This window comes from Dactylosporangium sp. NPDC049140, from assembly GCF_040648435.1.
In genome coordinates, this window is record NZ_JBEZDS010000037.1 from 34,309 (window position 1) to 52,385 (window position 18,077).

Annotated in this window: 21 protein-coding genes and 3 pseudogenes; 12 read left to right on the forward strand and 12 right to left on the reverse strand. The window is 68.6% G+C overall.

Annotated features, from left to right (window positions below; all coding sequences use genetic code 11):
- Positions 1–33 precede the first annotated feature (33 nt).
- The 6 genes from AB0B76_RS40725 to AB0B76_RS40750 all read right to left on the reverse strand — a co-directional run bounded on the left by AB0B76_RS40725 (position 34) and on the right by AB0B76_RS40750 (position 3,900).
- Positions 34–1,173, reverse strand: coding sequence for a glutathione-independent formaldehyde dehydrogenase (locus AB0B76_RS40725; RefSeq protein ID WP_360385802.1), 1,140 nt, complete (start codon positions 1,171–1,173; stop codon positions 34–36).
- 149 nt (positions 1,174–1,322) lie between these two features.
- The gene (locus tag AB0B76_RS40730; protein ID WP_360385804.1) at positions 1,323–1,523 is read right to left on the reverse strand and encodes a DUF1931 family protein; all 201 of its coding nucleotides are present in this window, start codon (positions 1,521–1,523) and stop codon (positions 1,323–1,325) included.
- Between the two features lie 322 nt (positions 1,524–1,845).
- Positions 1,846–2,406 carry a DsbA family protein gene (locus AB0B76_RS40735; RefSeq protein WP_360385806.1) on the reverse strand — a complete coding sequence of 187 codons (561 nt, stop codon included), beginning with the start codon at positions 2,404–2,406 and terminating at the stop codon, positions 1,846–1,848.
- Positions 2,403–2,999 (reverse strand): redoxin domain-containing protein, encoded by a 597-nt coding sequence (locus tag AB0B76_RS40740; protein ID WP_360385808.1) that lies wholly within the window; start codon positions 2,997–2,999, stop codon positions 2,403–2,405. Before AB0B76_RS40740 ends, AB0B76_RS40735 begins: the two co-directional genes overlap by 4 nt.
- Before the next feature lie 82 nt (positions 3,000–3,081).
- The gene (gene trxA / locus AB0B76_RS40745; protein ID WP_360385810.1) at positions 3,082–3,516 is read right to left on the reverse strand and encodes a thioredoxin; all 435 of its coding nucleotides are present in this window, start codon (positions 3,514–3,516) and stop codon (positions 3,082–3,084) included.
- Positions 3,517–3,627: 111 nt separating this feature from the next.
- A complete protein-coding gene (locus AB0B76_RS40750) occupies positions 3,628–3,900 on the reverse strand; it encodes an aldo/keto reductase (protein ID WP_360385812.1) in 273 nt (90 codons plus the stop codon).
- Positions 3,901–4,120: 220 nt separating this feature from the next.
- On the opposite strand from AB0B76_RS40750, the gene AB0B76_RS40755 reads away from it, so the two are divergent.
- Positions 4,121–4,810, forward strand: a complete 690-nt coding sequence (locus AB0B76_RS40755; protein WP_360385981.1) for an IS6 family transposase — start codon at positions 4,121–4,123, stop codon at positions 4,808–4,810.
- A gap of 281 nt (positions 4,811–5,091) precedes the next feature.
- Here the strand turns inward: AB0B76_RS40755 and AB0B76_RS40760 are convergent, their stop codons facing one another.
- Complete coding sequence (locus AB0B76_RS40760) at positions 5,092–6,072, reverse strand: acyl-CoA desaturase (RefSeq protein ID WP_360385814.1); 981 nt, start codon at positions 6,070–6,072, stop codon at positions 5,092–5,094.
- A gap of 459 nt (positions 6,073–6,531) precedes the next feature.
- On the opposite strand from AB0B76_RS40760, the gene AB0B76_RS40765 reads away from it, so the two are divergent.
- Positions 6,532–7,731 carry a manganese catalase family protein gene (locus AB0B76_RS40765; protein ID WP_360385816.1) on the forward strand — a complete coding sequence of 400 codons (1,200 nt, stop codon included), beginning with the start codon at positions 6,532–6,534 and terminating at the stop codon, positions 7,729–7,731.
- A 241-nt stretch (positions 7,732–7,972) separates the two neighbouring features.
- Here AB0B76_RS40765 and AB0B76_RS40770 read toward each other — a convergent pair whose 3' ends face one another.
- Positions 7,973–8,530 carry a dihydrofolate reductase family protein gene (locus AB0B76_RS40770; protein WP_360385818.1) on the reverse strand — a complete coding sequence of 186 codons (558 nt, stop codon included), beginning with the start codon at positions 8,528–8,530 and terminating at the stop codon, positions 7,973–7,975.
- 234 nt (positions 8,531–8,764) lie between these two features.
- Between AB0B76_RS40770 and AB0B76_RS40775 the strand changes: the two genes are divergently transcribed.
- The 4 genes from AB0B76_RS40775 to AB0B76_RS40790 all read left to right on the forward strand — a co-directional run bounded on the left by AB0B76_RS40775 (position 8,765) and on the right by AB0B76_RS40790 (position 10,470).
- Positions 8,765–9,265: a hemerythrin domain-containing protein gene (locus AB0B76_RS40775; protein WP_360385820.1), complete on the forward strand. Its 501-nt coding sequence runs from the start codon at positions 8,765–8,767 to the stop codon at positions 9,263–9,265.
- A 196-nt stretch (positions 9,266–9,461) separates the two neighbouring features.
- A complete protein-coding gene (locus AB0B76_RS40780; RefSeq protein ID WP_360385822.1) occupies positions 9,462–9,680 on the forward strand; it encodes a hypothetical protein in 219 nt (72 codons plus the stop codon).
- 180 nt (positions 9,681–9,860) lie between these two features.
- Positions 9,861–10,247: an STAS domain-containing protein gene (locus tag AB0B76_RS40785; RefSeq protein ID WP_360385824.1), complete on the forward strand. Its 387-nt coding sequence runs from the start codon at positions 9,861–9,863 to the stop codon at positions 10,245–10,247.
- Positions 10,204–10,470: a hypothetical protein gene (locus tag AB0B76_RS40790; protein WP_360385826.1), complete on the forward strand. Its 267-nt coding sequence runs from the start codon at positions 10,204–10,206 to the stop codon at positions 10,468–10,470. Before AB0B76_RS40785 ends, AB0B76_RS40790 begins: the two co-directional genes overlap by 44 nt.
- A gap of 150 nt (positions 10,471–10,620) precedes the next feature.
- Here the strand turns inward: AB0B76_RS40790 and AB0B76_RS40795 are convergent, their stop codons facing one another.
- Positions 10,621–11,223 carry a hypothetical protein gene (locus AB0B76_RS40795; protein ID WP_360385828.1) on the reverse strand — a complete coding sequence of 201 codons (603 nt, stop codon included), beginning with the start codon at positions 11,221–11,223 and terminating at the stop codon, positions 10,621–10,623.
- Between the two features lie 244 nt (positions 11,224–11,467).
- Entirely contained in the window at positions 11,468–12,010 is a 543-nt protein-coding gene (locus AB0B76_RS40800; protein ID WP_360385991.1) for a hypothetical protein, read from the reverse strand.
- 19 nt (positions 12,011–12,029) lie between these two features.
- On the opposite strand from AB0B76_RS40800, the pseudogene AB0B76_RS40805 reads away from it, so the two are divergent.
- Together AB0B76_RS40805 and AB0B76_RS40810 are read left to right on the forward strand one after the other, a co-directional pair.
- Positions 12,030–12,224: pseudogene (locus tag AB0B76_RS40805) on the forward strand (transposase); the annotation flags it as partial.
- A 25-nt stretch (positions 12,225–12,249) separates the two neighbouring features.
- The gene (locus AB0B76_RS40810; RefSeq protein WP_360385993.1) at positions 12,250–12,396 is read left to right on the forward strand and encodes a hypothetical protein; all 147 of its coding nucleotides are present in this window, start codon (positions 12,250–12,252) and stop codon (positions 12,394–12,396) included.
- 582 nt (positions 12,397–12,978) lie between these two features.
- Here the strand turns inward: AB0B76_RS40810 and AB0B76_RS40815 are convergent.
- Both AB0B76_RS40815 and AB0B76_RS40820 read right to left on the reverse strand, forming a co-directional pair.
- Positions 12,979–13,491 (reverse strand): annotated as a pseudogene (locus AB0B76_RS40815) (FAD-binding oxidoreductase); the annotation flags it as partial.
- A gap of 240 nt (positions 13,492–13,731) precedes the next feature.
- Positions 13,732–13,830, reverse strand: a pseudogene (locus AB0B76_RS40820) (DNA-binding response regulator); the annotation flags it as partial.
- A gap of 397 nt (positions 13,831–14,227) precedes the next feature.
- Here AB0B76_RS40820 and AB0B76_RS40825 point away from each other — a divergent pair.
- From AB0B76_RS40825 to AB0B76_RS40840, 4 genes are all read left to right on the forward strand, one after another.
- The gene (locus AB0B76_RS40825) at positions 14,228–14,902 is read left to right on the forward strand and encodes a hypothetical protein (protein WP_360385830.1); all 675 of its coding nucleotides are present in this window, start codon (positions 14,228–14,230) and stop codon (positions 14,900–14,902) included.
- Between the two features lie 107 nt (positions 14,903–15,009).
- The gene (locus tag AB0B76_RS40830) at positions 15,010–15,486 is read left to right on the forward strand and encodes a universal stress protein (RefSeq protein WP_360385832.1); all 477 of its coding nucleotides are present in this window, start codon (positions 15,010–15,012) and stop codon (positions 15,484–15,486) included.
- 237 nt (positions 15,487–15,723) lie between these two features.
- Positions 15,724–16,458, forward strand: a complete 735-nt coding sequence (locus AB0B76_RS40835) for a GAF and ANTAR domain-containing protein (RefSeq protein WP_360385834.1) — start codon at positions 15,724–15,726, stop codon at positions 16,456–16,458.
- 86 nt (positions 16,459–16,544) lie between these two features.
- Positions 16,545–17,258, forward strand: a complete 714-nt coding sequence (locus tag AB0B76_RS40840) for a GAF and ANTAR domain-containing protein (protein WP_360385836.1) — start codon at positions 16,545–16,547, stop codon at positions 17,256–17,258.
- Positions 17,259–18,077: the final 819 nt, after the last annotated feature.

Genomic DNA, 18,077 nt, shown 5'->3' on the forward strand with positions numbered 1-18,077 from the left:
CCGAAGCGTGGCTCGCAAACCCCTCGTTCCGCGTCAGAGGTCCGGGTGCATGATCACCTTGGTCCAGCCGGGCTCGCGCTTGTCGAAGTGCTCGTAGCCCTCTGGCGCCCGGTGCAGCGGCAGCTCATGCGACACGACGTACGATGGCCGTGCGTTGTCCTGCTCGATGAGGTTGAGCAGCGGCCGGTTGTACGCCTTGACGTTGCACTGCCCGGTGGCCATCGTCTGACCCTTGGTCCAGAACGTGCCGTAGTCGAAGGCGACCTTTCCCTGCTTGTACAGCTGTTCCGGGCTGCCGGGGTCCTCGGGCGTGTAGACGCCGACGACGCCGATCGTGCCGGCGAACTTGACGGTCTGCACGAGTGCGTTCACCGTCATCTCCGGGTGCTCCCGCCCGGACGGGTCGTGGGCCTGGTATCCGACGCATTCGCAGCCGCGGTCCGCGCCGAGACCGTTCGTCTCGTCCATCACCCGGTCGACGACGGACTCCTTGGACGCGTCGATCGGAATAGCACCGATCTTCGCGGCGAGCTCCAGCCGGTCCCGATGATGATCGACCACCATGATCTTGGCGGCGTTCTTGATCGTCGCCGAGAGCGCCGCCATCTGACCCACCGGCCCGGCGCCGTAGATCACCACCGACTCGCCGGGCTGCACGCAGGCAAGCTGTGTCGCGTGCCAGCCAGTCGGGAATATGTCGGCCAGCATCACGTAGTCGCGCTGCCGGTCCCGGTCGCGGGCGTTCTCCGGCAGCACAAGGCAGTTGAAGTCTGCGAAGGGCACCCGCAGCAGCTCGGCCTGACCGCCGTTGTACGGTCCCATGCCGGCAAAGCCGTACGCCGCGCCGGCCATGTCCGGGTCCGGGTTCGCCCGCAGGCAGAACGCGGTGAGGCCGTGCTCGCAGTTCGCGCAGTGCCCACAGGAGATGTTGAACGGCAGGCACACCATGTCACCGACGCGGACCTTGTCGACGCCCGCGCCTACCTCGATGACCTCGCCGAGGTTCTCGTGGCCCAGGATCCGGCCGGTCTCCATGCCGGTACGGCCTTCGAACATGTGCAGGTCCGAACCGCAGATGTTGGTGGTGGTGATCCGGACCAGCACATCCTGCGGGTGCTCGATACGCGGGTCCGGCACGTCCTTGACCGCGACGTTGCGCGGTCCCTCATACACGACAGCTTTCACAACGGCGCACTACCCAGCCGGTGGACGCCGAATTGGCCTGCCGGGCGAGCCGCGGGGTTAGGCGAACTGCGGGTGTTCGAGCGTCAATTGGATCTCCGACGCGAGTCGCAGGGTCCAGCCCGGCGACGCCCTGAACCTCAGGATTGGTTTATCGCCATGTCTTGGGGCGCGATAACGTCGCGACCGTTCGCCTTCGCCGTCGCCTGTGCGATCAGGAGCAGGTCGTAGACCTTCTTGTCAACAAAGTCGCCGTAGCGCTTGAGGTCGCTCTTGTCCACGTCCAGGCTCGCCGCCGCCCGGAAGAAGCGCTCAAACCGCTCGATGGCCAGCACCGGCATCCCGATACCTCCTGTTCAGTCGAGTTGTCGGCACCTATCCGCAATCGAGCCGCGCATGCCGGCACGTCAGCGGCTGAAGGCGCCGTCGCCTGCCAGTGCTGGCGGTGATGCTGCGCGAGGACGTCACCGCGTACAGCGTGTTCGACGTCTCGCTGGCGCTGCGTGAGAGCGGCTGGATGTGGCGAGCATGTCCGGAAGCTGGCCAACGACCTGGCGGGCCAGGTCCGCGGTCGGTCCGGGCGACGCGACCAACCCGACGATCACAGGGAGTAACTCGTAGGCACGGCAGTGGGGTTCCGTTGCGTGGCTGGCGCCGCCGGCTTCAGCCTTCGGCGTCCGCAGCTGCCTCGTCGACGGCGAACTCCAGCTCCGCCAGCGAGTAGCCGCCGTCGTGCCGACCGCCGTTGATGAAGAACGTGGGCGTGCCGTTGACCCCGCTGTGGACCCCACCGACGAAATCCGAACGGACCTTCTCGAGGTACTGGCGGCCGCGGATCGCCCCTGCGATCGCCTCGTCGTCGAGCCCCACCGCCTCCGCGCCCGCGAGGATGGTCGCCGCGTCGAGCTCGTTCTGGTGTTCGAAGAGCCAGTCGTGCATCTGCCAGAAGCGGCGCTGGGCGCCGGCCGCCTCGGCGGCTTCGGCCGCCATCTCCGCGAACGGGTGGAGGTTCGTCAGCGGGAAGTGCCGATACGCGAACCGAACCGTGCCCTGCCGCCGCCGCAGCAGCTCACCGACGATCGGGTGCGCCCTCGCGCAGTACGGGCACTGGTAGTCGCCGTACTCGACGAGCGTGACCGGCGCGTCGACGGGTCCGAGCGAGTGATCGCGTTCGGTGACAGGCGCGACGAGCCGGGCAGTCGCGGTCTGCAGCGGCGATGTCATGGCGTCTCGTCCTCCAGCCCATCACGGCGCGCCTGGTTCGCCTCACGGCGTCCGGCGACCTGCTCGGCAATGTCCGCATCCCGATCGGCATCCGGCCGCATCTGCGCGCCCTTGCGCTCGGCGGACAGGGCCTCCAGCGCATTGAGGATGCCGTCCGCGCCCGGGTTCAGCCCGCGCGGCGACAGGTCGCTCCAGAACACCACGCCTTCCGGGTCGACCACGTACAGCGCGCGTTCGGCGACGCCGTCATCGTCGGAGTACGCCCCGTACCGCCGGGCCACTTCACCCTTCGGATGGAAGTCGGACAGTAGCGGGAAGCGTATGGCCCGGTCTTCGGCGAACGCGCGGTGACACCATGCGCCGTCGACCGAGATGCCCACGGGGATGGCGTTGTAGCGGGCGAACTCGGGCAGTACCGCCTGGTACAGCGCCATCTGGTCGCCGCAGACCGGGCTCCAGTCCGCCGGGTAGAACGCGAGCACCACCGGCCCACCCCGCAGGTCCGACAACGCCACGTGCTGGTCGGGCGTGCTCGGCAGCACGAAGTTCGGCGCCCGTTGACCCGACGACAGCAGCTCTCGTCCCCTCGACATGACACAATCGTCGGCGCGCCCTGGGCGAGACCGGACCACCCTGTCGAGGTGGGCAGGGCGCCGTATCGCGCCGCCGGGGTGATCAGCGGACGCCGGCAAGGGTCCTGTCGGCCCATTGCCGCAACGCAGACGCGGGCGCGGCACCCGACTTGCGCGCGAGGACCTTCCCGTCGTGCATGATCAGCAGCGTCGGCACCGCCTTCACGTCGAACCGGCGGGACAGCGCCGGAGCGGCGTCCACGTCGACCTTGACGAGCTTCACCTCGCCGGCGAGCTCCCGGGCGACCTGCTCCAGGGCGGGTGTGACCATGCGGCACGGCCCGCACCAGGTCGCCCACAGGTCGACCACCACCGGGAGGGCCGACTGCTCAGCCACGGCGGCGAACGTGGTGTCGGTCGCGTCGGCGATCCACGGCAGAGACTGATGGCAGTTGCCGCACCGCGGGACGCCGGGGGACGCCGTGGGGACGCGGTTCCTACGCCCGCAGTACGAGCAGGCGACGATCTCACCGCTCACGCGCCGGGCCTACCCCCATCCGTGGCGGTCATGCACCACGTGTGCCCACGCCACATCCGCGGCGCGGCGATCCGTTCCGCCTGGCCCGGAGAGGCCCCGCTCCGCTCGCGGTCAGAGGACCTCGAGCGGAGCGGCGCCGTCCGGCGGCGGGAACGCGCGGTCGAGGTCGGTGAAGTCCTCGGCGGTGAGGCGCACGTCCAACGCGGCACGGTTCTCCGCGGTCTGCTCCGGGTGGGCGGCCTTCGGGATCGTGGTGATCCCGTCCTGGCGGACCACCCACGCCAGCGCCACCTGCCCCGGGGTGACGCCGTGGCGCTCGGCGACGGCGACGACCGCCGGGTGGCGCAGGACGGATCCCCGGTGGTCGAACGGCGCGTAGGCCATCACGGTCAGCCCGGAGCGCTGGCACGCCGGCAGCAGATCCCACTCGATACCGCGACGGGCCGAGGTTGTACAGCACCTGGTCGGTCTGCGCGGCGTGGCCGTCGGGCACCGCGGTGACCTCTCGCAGGTCGGTGGTGTCGAAGTGGCTCCGTTGCGTTAAGCGTTGACAAGGTCGGGGCAGCCTTGAGCGGTGAAGTCGTCGATCCGCCTACGCCGGTGGCTGCCGCCGAGGTCGGCGTTCGCCGGCTTCAGGTTCCCGCCGGAGGTGATCGTCGTCGCGGTGCGCTGGTATCTGCGGTACTACCTGTCCTACCGGGACGTCGAAGAACTGCTCGTCGAGCGTGGCGTCGAGGTCGACCACGTCACGGTTTACCGGTGGGTGCAGCGGTTCACCCCTCTGCTGGCCGACGCTGCCCGGTTCGGCCGCCACGCGCCGGGCGACAGGTGGCAAGTTGACGAGACCTACGTCAAAGTCAACGGCGTCTGGCGCTACGTGTACCGCGCGGTCGACCAGCACGGGCAGGTCATCGACGTGCTCGTCTCGGCACGCCGTGACGCTGACGCGGCGCGGAGGTTCTTCCGCCGGGCGCTGTCCACGCTGAAAATTACGCCCAGCGAGGTGGTCACCGACGCCGCCGCGGTCTACCCCGCGGTCCTGGACGAGCTGATCCCGTCCGCGTGGCACCACGTCGAGCAGTACGCCAACAATCCGATCGAGGCGGATCACAGCCAACTCAAGCAGCGGTTGAGACCGATGCGCGGGCTACGAACGGACAAGACCGCGCGGGTGATCATCGCAGGGCACGCCTTCATGCAGAACCTCCGCCGCGGTCACTACGAATTCGCCGTCGACGCCCCGCCGGCAACGCGGGTCGCTATTGCGTTCTCCGAACTCGCCCAAGCGATCTGACCGCAAACCCAGGCACGGGTTCAACATGTCCGCCGGCCCACAACGCAACGGCGCCCTTCTGCCTCCTCGTCAAACGGGCTGGTGTCCCACCGGGCCGGCTTCACGACCTAAGCTGCGGCGCCGCGTCTCTCGCCCACGAAGCCGGAGCCGACCTCATCGACGGCACCCGGCTGCGGGCCGTGGACTCCCCAGCCGAGCGCCACCCAGGCGTGCGGGATCCGCGCGGTGAGCATTCGCGATGTCCGAGGACGCCCTCGGCGGCGGTGGCTTCGCGGCGTAGGTCATGCCGCCACGGAGCGGGCCGGCGCTCTGCCAACGGAATCGAGGTGTCGCAGCGCCTGCACGTAGGACGTGATCAGTCCCGTCTCGAGATATGGCACGCGGTGGACGTCGCAGAACGCTCTGACGATGTGTTGGGCATGGCGCAGGTTGCCTCGCGGCATTGATGGGAACAGGTGATGCTCGATCTGGTAGTTCAAGCCACCCAGCGCGAAATCGATGAGCCAGTTCCCACGGACATTGCGCGACGTGAGAACCTGCCGCCGCAGGTAGTCGGCGCTGTCGGCGGCACTCAACGTCGGCATGCCCTTGTGGTTCGGCGCGAACGAGCAGCCCAGATACAACCCCAACAGGCACTGATGCACCGCGATGAACACCAACGCTTTCATCGGTGAGAGCAGCAGGAAGACAGCCGCCAGGTAGCCGGCCACGTGTACGCTCATCAGCAGCCCTTCACGCGTGCGGGCCTGGGTACGGTCCGCGAGGAGATACCGCACGCTGGACACCCGCAGGCTGACGGCCTCCAGCAGCAGCAGCGGGAAGAACGCCCACGCCTGATACCGAAAGAACCGCCGCGCGATCGGACCGCTTGCCTGCGCCTGGCCGGTGGTGAAGATCACCGCCCCGGCGCCAATGTCAGGGTCCTTGTCCTCGTCGTTCGGATGGGCGTGATGACGGCTGTGCTTGTCCACCCACCAGCCGTAACTGAATCCGACGCCGATGTTCGCGAGGACCACGCCGAGGACGTAGTTCGTCGGTCCGGACCGGAAGATCTGGCGGTGCCCGGCATCGTGACCGAGGAAGCCCAGCTGCGTGGACACCACCGCGGCATATGCCGCCACGACGAGCTGCCACCACGAGTCGCCGACCAGCACGAACGCGCTCACTCCGACAGCGCACAAGACGAACGTGAAGGCGATCTGACCGGCGTAGTAGCCGGGACGGCGATCCAGCAGACCAGCCCGCTTGATCTGCTGGGACAACGCTGAGTACGCGCTTCCGCGCGGACCCACGGTTGGCGGATCGCCATCTTCAGCTAGCACCGTAGGCCCTTGTGTTGACCAGGCCCTTGTATTGACCGCATCACTACTCCAGCCGCACGTCGATGAGTACGAGGTGCCCCCGGGGTCCTGGGCGACTTGATCTCGTCTACCCGTCCTGCACGACGGCTAACCCTCGACAGCGGCACTGCGCCACCCTCCAATGGACCGACGACGGGCTACAGCCGTTCGGCGTGCCGAGGCAGAACAACCCGACGGTGTAGGACACACAGTTCCAGGCACTCGACGCCAACGTAAGCCGTGCGGACCCGAGCCCGAACATCTCCTTCACCGTCCGCGCCGAGTTCGCGACGGCGTTCCTTTTGGCGTCGGCGTTGCTTCTGGCGACGGTGTCTCTGACGGCGACGGCTGCGCGTGGCGCGCGAATGCAGCTGCACCGCCTTGGCGGTCTACGTCCCACCACTCGCACCGTTCGGTGCCGGACAGCTGGTACCGCAGGTCCAGGACCTCGGTGCCGGCGGTGCGCAGGTCGTCGTAGTGGGAGTCGGCGAACTGCTTGCGCAGCCACCGCCGGATGTCGCGGTAATCCGGCTCTTCGCACAGTGGGGTGGTTGCGATGCGGCCGGCCGCCCACCGGGGCCGCCGCACGACCGGCGCCGGTTTGGGACACAGAGTGCGGGTAGCCGCCGCGCGTCGGCCCGATCTGGTCGGCGCTTCCCGGCACACGATGGAGGTACGGTGTTCACGCACGTCAAGGACCTGCAGTTCGAGGTTCGGGTGGAGCGTCCCGATCCTCGGTTCGCCACGTTGCTGCAGGAGCAGTTCGGCGGCGCAAACGGTGAGCTTGCTGCGGCGATGCAGTACTTCACCCAGGCGTTCATGCTGCGCAAGCAGGACCCGAAGATGTACGACCTGTTCATGGACATCGCCACCGAGGAACTGAGCCATCTGGAGATGGTCGGCGCGACCATCACGATGCTGCTCGACGGTCTCAACGACGACCTGAAGCACGCCAACGAAACCTGTGACTGGATGCCGCTCGTCGGCAACGCGGCCGGCCGTGATCAGGTGATGCATCAGGTGGCGACAACACCACTGTTCATGGCGCTGACCGGCGGCGGCCCGGACGTGGTCAACGCCGCGGGCGCGCCGTGGACCGGCACGTACGTCAACGCCAACGGCGAGCCCTCCGTGGACCTGCGCAGCAACATCGCCGCCGAATCCCGCGCGAAGATCGTCTACGAGTATCTGAAGCAGTTCACCGACGACCCGGGGGTTCAGGACACGTTGACGTTCCTGATGACCCGCGAGGTGGCGCACTTCCAGCAATTCACCGCAGCGCTGAACGAAATGCCGGTCAACTTCCCGCCCGGCCGACTCCCCGGCGACGACCGCTTCCAGAACGTCGCGCTGAACATGTCCGACTCCGGGTCTGACCGCGGGCCGTGGAACCAGGGCCAAGGCCCATGGCCGGCCGGCACGGAATGGCGTTACGTCGAGCAGCCCACAGCCTGGGTCGGCTCCCCCGAGCGCCACAACCGGGGCGCCGACCCGGGCGCCACCCGCACGCCGGCCGTCGAGGGCACACCGCCGTTCGTGCACCAGCAGCACGTGGCCGAAGCAGGTGCGGCATCGCGGTAGCCGAATGCATGGGCGCCGGGCGAGCTCAGGCCATTGCTTGTACTGGCTCGCCCGCAGCGCCCCGCCACATCTCAACGGGTCATCGCTGGCCTTCAGTGTCAACGGCCATGGTGTTGCCACGGCCACGGCCACGGTTCAGTTCGGCCAGGGCGCTCTGAACCAGCGGCCCTGCACCGTCGCACCGCCGGCACGAATCGTCCGGAAGCGTTGACTGCCACCTACCACCCTCGTCGGACGCAGCCTAGCCGACCCGGTATCGCAGGTAGACCACGCCGTTGCCGAACCGGCGCTCGTCCAGCAGTTCCAGCTCGAGGTGGAGACCGGCGGGTAACGCGCGCGTTCCTCCACTCACAACGACGGGGTTGAGCAAGAGGTGGCACTCGTCCACCAGACCGGCCGCGAGCGCCTGCGCCGCAAGCTGCGGACCCCGGACGGTGACGTCTCGTCCGGCGGCTTCTTTCAGCCGGCGGACGGCATCCGGGGCGAACTCCCGCTCGAGCCGGGTCCGCGCGCTGGAGGCCGCGTCCAGCGTCGAGGAGTAAACGACCTTCTCGGCCGCCTGCCAGATCCGCGCGTAGTCACGCACAACGGCCGGCTCGTCCTCGCCGATGGAGGCGGTCTCCCAGTAGATCATCGTCTGGTACATCCGGCGCCCGCAAAGGTAGGTGCCGACCGGCCGTTCCCTGTCGTTGACGAAAGCGAGCACCTCCTCGTCGGGCGCCGCCCAGTCGAAGTCGCCGGTGTCGTCAGCGGTGAAGCCATCGAGCGACGCGATCGCCGAGTAGATGAGGTTGGCCATTGCCCAATCTTGCCAATGCCGCGCCCGGTCACCGACCGGCACCGCCCCGCTCCTCGCCGTGCTACGGGAGCGATTACCGCACCCGCAACCTCCGGCGCCGCTGCCTGCGCGGCTGCCGCGCACCCTGGACCGCACCCGCCTCCGGCTGGCCCTCAACGATCCTCGAGGCGTTTGCGCAGTTCACGGCCAGGGTACCCCGAGCATCGACCCCAACCGCAGGTGCAGGGAGAGTCGATGTCCACCGACGCGATCGTGATGCTCAAAGACGACCACAAGGGCGTCAAGCGGCTGTTCAAGGAGTTCCAGGCCGCGCACGGTGGGCCACCGGCCCGCAAGGCGAAGATCGTGACGCAGATCCTCGAGGCGCTGACCGTGCACACCTACCTGGAGAACGAGGTCATGTACCCCGAGGTCCGCAGCCTGCTGCCCGACCTCGAGGAGGACATCCTCGAATCGTACGAGGAACACCACGTCGCCGACGTGCTGTGCCTCGAACTGTCCACGATGGACGCCGACGATGAGCATTTCGACGCGAAGGTCACCGTGCTCATCGAGAACGTGTCCCACCACATCGAGGAAGAGGAGCAGGACTGGTTCCCGAAGGTCCGCCAGGGCCTCGGCCGCAACCAGCTGCAGGAGATCGGCGCGAAGATGCTGCAGCTCCGCCCTAACGCACCGACGAAGCCCAGCCAGCCCGCCGCGCTGAAGAAGGCCCTCGACGCCGTCCGCGCCTGACCACCGCCGCAAACACAACGAGGGGGGCCGGCGGGCCCCCTCTTGCTGTACTAACGCAGTGCGCCTTCGAGGTCGGCCCCGTCACCTTCGAGCGGCCCTTGATGTGACGCCGCTTGGCCTCCGCGTACAGCCTCCTGCGCGTCGAGTCGAGTTCGTCACTCGGGCGCTCGCCGACGACGTACCAGCCCCGGAGACCATGCGCCGGCTCGTCCACGCGATCCTCACCCACCAGCATGAGCAGTTGCAGGACGATGCGACCGCGCTGCTCATCCACTGGCACCCGGACACCGGCGCCACGGCCTGTGCAAATCGCATCATCCCGCCGATGCAGGCCGGCGGCTGGCTCCCTCACACGCTGCGGAGACCTCTACACCGGCTTCGAACCGCGCTCACCCGCCACCATCCGGCACGGTGATGCCGTGACCCGCTCCCAGCAGCACGGATGGGGCGCGGCGCGCGGCACCGATGGGTCCTCCAGCGCATCAATACCTGCCGTGCATTTTGTCGCGGGTCTGTGGACACCCCGGTACGATCGGTCGTACGCACGATCGCAAGGTTGCCCCAGACCTCGACACTCGGCTCGCGGGTGAGGGGTGTGCAGGTGCAACAGGATGGCCTATGGGCCTTGACCGTCTCGACGACTCCGACGACCACTGCCGTGTACGTGTGCCTCGCGGGCGCCATCGATGCAGTTACCGGACCGCCGTTACAGGATGTGGTCGAACAGGTTCGCGACGCGGCGCCGGGCGCGGTGCTCATTGATCTTGCCCGGGTGACGTTCGCAAGCTCCGCGTTGGTCAACTTCATTGCCCGGATACGCATCGCCGTGGCGCCGGAGGCGGTGGTGGCAGTGTGTCGGCCGACGTCCATGACCCGTCTGCTTCTGACACTGACCGGCATGGGTTCGATTCCCATCCTGAACACTGCGGAGTCACCGCTTGACGCCGATCGGCATTCTCCAGCAGCGGGCGGTCAGTCATGAGGAGGTCCTGACGGAACAAACTGCAGACGGTGTTGCGAAGCCGGCTCGCGATCGAGCAGGCCAAGGCGCAGTCGAGCAGGTCCGCAATGTCGACGTCGATGTGGCCTTCGACATGATCGGGGCCTACGCCCGCCGCGCCGACAGCCGCCTCAGCGATGTCGCCCGCCTGGTCGTCACTGACCTGGCCAGCCTGCCCGACCTGGCCAAGGCGGAACTGCACTGACTGACCGTGGCCGAGTCGGCACGACGCTGCACCGGGTCGCTGCGGTCAGCCCGATCACCGCGAAATGGGCCGGTCTGCGCAGCGGCCGCGCCATGGCAGCCCGCCCGTGCCAGTACCCGCCCGCGGCACGGACGCACTGCCGCACTGGGACTACCGCGTTGGGACGAGCATGCTACGCAGCCGTCCAGCGAGGCCGCGCATCACCGACCCCGGCTTCTGTTGCTCACCCGCCAGCGCCGACACGGCGATCAGCGCGCCGGTCAGTACAGGCACCGACCACTGGGCGACCCGCTGTTGCCGCTGCACAGAACGGACTTCAGGAGGGGTCTCCGCGGACGGCTCCGTCACCCCCTCGACCGGTACCTCGGCCGCCTGCTCCAACTCCTTGCCGAGCTTTCGGCTGTACACGGTGGCGCCGAGCGCCGCGAGGGTGACCGCGGTCTTGGCGGCACTCATCGCGCCGACGCCCCGCTGCCCGACGACGCGTCGTCGTTCGGAGGCCAGGATGCCGGTTGCCCCGATCAGGTGGGCGCCAATCGCGGCGAGATTGATCGGGGCCCAACGGTCCCAGCCAATCGACGAAATCGTCAGCCGTTCCCGCGGATTGCCGGCTTTGCCGGCTGCGCCGTTGAGGCCCACCGCACCCATCAGCGAGCCGCCGAACCAGGCGGCAAGGCCGGTGTCGTGCATCGATCGCAGGATCGTATCCCGCTCGCCGATGCCGTTGCTCTTCGTCATCGTGTTCGCCATCATGACGCCGCCTTACCCGTCCGCACCTCGTACATGTCCGCATCCGGGGCGGATCCGGTGAGGGTTCGGCCCGGCCGACGTGTCACGGCGTGCGATCCAACCTGGAGTGGTCGCCGGCTGGTTGTGAGGGGTAAACAATCAGGGCTACCTCAGAGAGTGATCGCCTGTTGCTGGGCATAACCGTGCGCGGCCGTCGTGGGTGGGTGGGCGTGTCGGTGTGTCCATTCGGGACGTTGGTGTGCTGTAGTCAGTAGGTACCGATGTTGGAGGAACTGTCGCGGGAAGAGCTGATCGGGCTCTGCCGACAGTTGATCACCCGGGTGGCAGAGCTGGACCAATTGCGGCAGGCCAACGCCGAGTTGACCGACCGGGTGGCGCAGCTGGAACGGCTGGTCTCGCGGAACAGCAAGAGCTCCGGTATGCCGCCGTCGAAGGACGACAATCCGGGCCGGACCCCGTGTCGTACCATGTCGAAGAAGAGGGCAGGACTGGTATCCGAAGGCCCGCGACGGTCTCGGCCGCGACCAATCGCGAGAGATCGGCGCGAAGATGCCGGCTGCGTGCTCACCACCGGCATGTCGCACGGCGGCCCGCGCCGGGCCTCCCGGTCGAACCGGTCGAGGCGCAGGTGGAACACGACAACACCGTCGAGCGGCGGCAGCTCCTCGAAGTCGAACGCCGGCTCGGTGCGCCGCTTCGTCGGCTCTAGCCGAGTTAGAGGTCCTAACGAAATGATCGAGCCGGTCAGGGCCGGTGAGATCGATGATCTAGAGTGGCGCTTCGTGCGCAAGGGCGAGCGGCTGCCTTGGATGGTGCCGGACGAACTGTGGGAACGGATCGAGCCGCTGCTGCCGCAGCAGCAGCGGAACTACCGTTACCCGGGACGCAGACGGCTGCCGGATCGGCAGGTGCTGTGCGGGATCTTGTTCGTGTTGTACACCGCGATTCCATGGGAGTTCCTGCCGCAGGAACTCGGGTTCGGCTCTGGCATGACGTGCTGGCGTACTGCTCGCGCTGATCGATCTCGCCGTGCGGGCGGCTACCAACCGGATCGCCGCCGCCGCGCTCACGACCGGCGACCCGCATCGCCTGCTCGCCGCCACCGCCAGCGGGGTACTGCTCGGCGGCGGATACCTCGCGCTGGCGTTGCTCACCACGTCCCAGGCGGCGGGGTGAGAACGTGGCCGAGCTGGGTTGTGGTCAGCCGCCATGCCAGCGCGGCGGCGGACAGGCCGCCGATGCCGCCCGCCACCCAGGACGCGGCGCGAGCCGAGGATGCGGTGGCAGCGCACCCGCGACTCATGCCGGTACGGCTCGATGAGCGCGCGGAGCGCCTCACCGTCGCCGCTGCGCGCCAACGCCGGCAGATCCCCGGGCGAGCGCCGGATCCATCGCGTGTCGGCTCCTTCTCTCCGTTGTTCCCCCTGCGGATGGATGGACACCGCCGGGGCCGGAAGGTCGTCGGCCTGGGCCGAGATCTGACATGACCGAGCAGTGCACCTCCGCCGTCGAGGGCGGCGCGCACAGGCGGCGAGCTCAGCGGCCCGCCTGCGGCGGCGGGGGTGCGGCGGTCGTGGTCGGCCATGGTGCGGCCGGCGGGGCGGAGGCGACCTTTCTATCTCCTGTCGGCCGAACCTGAGCGCGGAGCGGTGCGGCACGAGAGGCCCGGCGACGGTCCAACGTTTGTCGAGTCCGTCGCGGGGGATCTACCTCCCACCGCGGATGACGAGATGACGAGAGGAATCCCGCCGCGGCCAGGCTGCGCAGCATCGCCGCCACAGGTGTGATCCCACTGCCCGCCGTGAGGAACAACAGCCGGTCGGGAAGCGGCTCGGGTAACACGAAGTCACCCTCGGCCGGGGTGAGGCGAACGATCGTCCCGGGCGTCGCGTGGCGCACCAGGTACGGCGACACCAGCCCGTCCGGGGTGGCCTTGACGGTGATCGTGAGGCACCCGTCGGTGCGGTGCGGTGACGAGGACAGCGAAAAGGGACGCCAATGCCGGACACCCCGGACGTCGACCCCCACCCGCACATGCTGCCCGGCGCGATGACCCGTCCACCCGATCCCCGGACGGATCGTCAGGCTCGCCGTGGAAGCGGTCTCCGGCCGCACATCCTCGACCCGCCCACGCAGTTCCCGCCGCGACCACAGCGGATTGACCAACCCGAGATAGTCATCCGGTAGCAGCGGCGTGGTCAGCCAGGCCGCCGCGTGCAGCAGCCGCCGACGTACGGTCAACCCGCGGCGCCACCCGACGACGGTGGCCAAGGTGTCGGATGACGTCAACCGGTGCACCCCCTCAACGGCGCGCAACCTACCCCTGTGCACCCGGAGCTAACCGCCGCAGCCGACCTGCTATGCCAGCACCGCGCCCGACAACCGTGGCCGCCAGGCAGGGTTCCGTTGCGTTGAGCGTTGGCAAGATCGAGGCAGACGTGAGCAGTGAAGTCGTGACCCGCCCGCGCCCGTGGCTGCCTCCGAAGTCTGCGACGGCCCGCCATCTCGGCCGAGCATTTGGCGTTGCCGGGTGGTGAACACCGCGAGTGGCTTCCGGCGGGCGAGCAGCTGCGAGATCACTTCAGGGTCCATGGCGGTGCCGCCGCGTGCGGACGCGGGGGCTGCGGTGGACCGCTCCGTCCGCACAACGACCGACGAGCACGGCGCAGGACGGAGATAGCAGCCCGCCCACACGGCCACCGTGCACGTGTCGTAGGAGGCGCTACGGCGCCCTGGTAGCGGTCGGTGTGAATGGATGCTGTCGTTACTGCTGGGGGTTGGCCTGCTGCTCGTGGCGCAGTCCGGGGCGATCAGGCGTAGGGTGATGATGTCGCTCCGATCCCTGGTGACCGTCGAGCCAGGGCCGTCCCCACTGCGGACTTCGGCGTTCAGGCCTGCTGCATTTGTCGATGCGCTCCCGTCGTACCCGAAGCGGCCCACAGTTCCGCCCGCAAGCGCTCGCGCTGCGGGACGCGATTCATAAGCAATGCGAAGGAACGTGAGCGCGATGGTCAACATCGCCAACGACCACAGCACCGCATCCCGCAACGCCATCGGCACCGCCGCCAACCCGCTCGTCCCGGACTGGGACGTCACCGGATACCGGCCGGCAGATCACGGCGGTGCCAGCCCTGCCGCCAACACCGGCGACCGTCATGTGTCCGCACCGGCATCGACGGCCCATGCAGACACACGTTCGGCGACCGCCGCCCGGTATCTGGTGGCCGGGATCCGGCTGGCGCTCGGGTGGATCTTCCTGTGGGCGTTCCTGGACAAGGTCTTCGGCCTCGGGTTCGCCACCCCATCGGCGCGGGCCTGGATCAACGGTGGCAGCCCGACCAACGGATTCCTGGGCTCGGCCAAGGGCCCGTTCAGCGGCTTCTACCATGCCATCGCCGGGACCGCCGTTGCCGATGTGCTGTTCATGGGCGCGCTCCTCGCGATCGGTGTCGCGCTGCTGCTCGGCATCGGGATGCGGCTCGCCGCCGTCGGCGGCGCACTGCTGACCGTCATGATGTGGACCGCTGTGCTGCCCCCGGCCAGCAACCCGTTCATGGACGACCACCTCGTCTACGCGGCCGTCCTGATCCTCTTGGCGCTGCTCGGCGCCGGGAACACCCTCGGACTGGGCCGCAGCTGGGCCGCCCTGCCGCTGGTGCGCCGCGCACCCTGGCTGCGGTAGCCGCACCGGCCACCGGCTGTACCTCCGTACGTCAGCCGATCTCGTCGGGTCCGACCGCTTCGGCCGCCGGACCCGACAGGGCGGACACCAACCTCGAGAAGGTCGCCATGAACGATCACCGCGAAACGCGCGACCGGCGCATCGTCATCGGCGTCGACGGCTCGATTCACTCCAAGACGGCGCTGCGCTGGGCGATCACCCAGGCCCGGCTGGTCGGCGCGCCGGTCGAGGTCGTCAGCGCCTGGCAGGAGCCCGTGCTGATCGGCCACTCCTACGGCGGGCCACCCCTGCCGTATGAGGGCGAGAGCATCGCCACCATCACCGAGAAGGTCCTCGCCGAAACGGTCGCGGATGTCACCGGTCAGCAGGACCAACCCGTCGAGATCCGCACCCGCGTCGCGCAGGGTCACCCGGCCCAGGTCCTGCTGGAAGCGGCCGCCGGCGCGCAGATGCTGGTCCTCGGCAGCCGTGGGCACGGCACGCTCGCCGGGATCCTGCTCGGATCGGTCAGCCAGCACTGCGTGCAACACGCACCGTGCCCCGTCGTCGTCGTGCCGCAGGACCCCGCCCCGTCCCGCCCGTAAGCCGCAGCCGTCGGCGTCGGCCCAGCAGCCAGCGAGGAACACCGCGTCGTCGTATCCCTCACGTCGTGGACGCCATCCACGTTCGCGGGGGTTAGGCGCATGACGCGGGAAGCGGGTCGACGTTTCGATCCCGTCTCGTCCTGCACTGCTCATCTGTCGCGGCCGCATAACCTTTGAGTGTCGGAGGCGGCTCATGATCGCATCGTTGGTGCGCAAATATCCGGATAGGGCAGCGTGGTGAGCGTCGACCGCAGGTTGCGTCTGTGGGGCCTCGCTGCAGCATATGCGGCCAGCGGACCGGTCACTGTCGCACATGTGTGCGCCGCGGCGACCTCTACCACCGTCACGGACGGTGCCGCCATCGCCGTGGCGCTGACCGCAACCCCCCGCGAGACCATCTACAGCAGCGACCGGACCGCTTCGGAGATCGAGGAGCTGAGCCTGACCCTCGGCGAGGGTCCTTGCGTCGACGCACTCGGTGGCACCCTGGTGCTCGTTCCCGATCTCGGCACTGTCCAGAGCCGGGCGCGGTGGCCCGTTTTCGCGCCGGCCGCCGTGGAGGCGGGTGTGCAGGCGATCTTCGCGCTGCCGCTCCGGGTCGGCGCGATCCGGCTCGGTGTCCTGGATCTCTATCGTGCCGGACCGGGCGAACTGGATCATGAGCAATTGCTCGACGCGCTGATGCTGGCGGACACGGCATGCGCGCTCCTGCTCGATGCTGTCGACACCGCGCTACCAGCCTCGGGGCGCATCCCCGAATCGGCCGGCCTTCAGCACCCGGAAGTGCACCAGGCCACCGGCATGGTCAGCGTACAACTGGGACTGTCTGTGACCCTTGCCCTGATCCGCCTTCGGGCCTATGCATATGTCCACAACCGGCGGCTACGGGACGTCGCGGGCGACGTGGTCACCCACCGTCTACGATTCAACCCCGAGGGCTCCAGCGGCAATGGTCGATCCGAAGGTGACTGAGGTGGCGCGTGCCGTGCTGCCCGGTCTGTCCCACGCTGCAGGCGACCAGCAGGCGCGCGGCATGATGCATGACCAGGGGGCTTGAGATGGCTGAGATCGCATTGGCCGACGTGCTCGTCGAGATGGCGGACACACTCGTCAACGACTTCGACGTGATCGACTTCATGCACGTGCTGACCGAACGGTGCGTGCAGCTGTTGGGCGTCTCCGCCGCGGGGATCTTGCTCACCGATCAGCAGGAGACCCTGCAACTCGTGGCGGCCTCCTCGGAGCGGGCCCGGCTGCTGGAGCTGTTCCAGCTGCAGACCGACCAGGGACCCTGCGTCGACTGCTTCACTACGGGACGGCCGGTATCGGTGTCCGACATACGTTCCGCCGGCCGCTGGCCCCGATTCACGGCCGCGGCGGCGGAGGTCGGCTTCATCTCGGTCCATGCCCTGCCGATGCGTCTGCGCACCGAAATCATCGGGGCGCTGAATCTCTTCGGCGTCGAAGCCGGGGCGCTGGACGACGACAAACTCCGAGCCGGCAAGGCCCTCGCCGACGTCGCCACGATCGGGCTGCTGCAGCAGCGCGCGATTCGCAGCCGCGACACCCTGACGGATCAGCTGCAGACCGCGTTGAACAGCAGGGTCCTGATCGAGCAGGCGAAAGGCGTCCTTGCCGAACGTCTGCACCTGGATCTCGACCAGGCCTTCGCCCTGCTGCGCCGCGCCGCCCGCACCCGCAACCGCCGCCTTTCCGAGCTCGCGCAAGCCATCGTCGACGGCACCGAGAACCTCTCTGCCACGGTTCGCTGAGCGGGAGCGACCCAAGGCAAGGCCGGCGACCTGCGCGACGGTGCCGGTGACGCGGTCCTCGCTGCCGCGGCTGATCGACTCGTCCAAGCCGGCGAGCAGCGGGACGTAGGCAGCGGGCACGCCACCTTGGACGAGGTGGGCGGTGCACTCCTGGACCGAGCGGCTGTGGTGGTGGATGGGATGCCCCCGCAGCGCGGCGACGAGCTCGCACACCTCCGCGTAGCGCGGACGAGCTCGGAAGGACGACCCGCTGGAGACCGGACCCGGCTCCGGCGGACAGGAACCGGGCCACTGCCGGTGCCGGGTCCGAGCCGTCGGTGGGTGTCGGCGTCGGCGTTCACCGGCGACCTCGACGCCGGTCGCGCTGCGGGTGCCGACGACTACATTGCCAAACCGTTCGCCAATGCCGAGTTGCTTACCCCCGCGACAACGCGTAGGGGACGTTGCTGGCGCCCGACCTCGGCTGCGGCGGTGCTGAGCTGGGCCGTCGACTCTGGAACAGGTCACGGCATCGTGCTGGGCGAGGCTGACCCGGTAGACCCATACGCGCACATGACATCGGTCGCAGAAATGACCGACGGTGACAGATCGGTCCGATGTGGGTTGGTAGGGCGTAGAGTGATCGTGTCACTCCGGTCCCCAGTGGCAAGGTCCTGTAGGCGTTACGGACTCGCCGGCCACCTGAGGGGTCAACATGACTGAGACCACGCCTTCGTTGATCGTTATCCGTGCGGCTGGTCGGGCTCCGGCGGTGTCACGATGAGCACGGCCGTCTTCCCGGTGCGACGCACCGAGCCCGCGACGTTGTCGGCGCGCCCG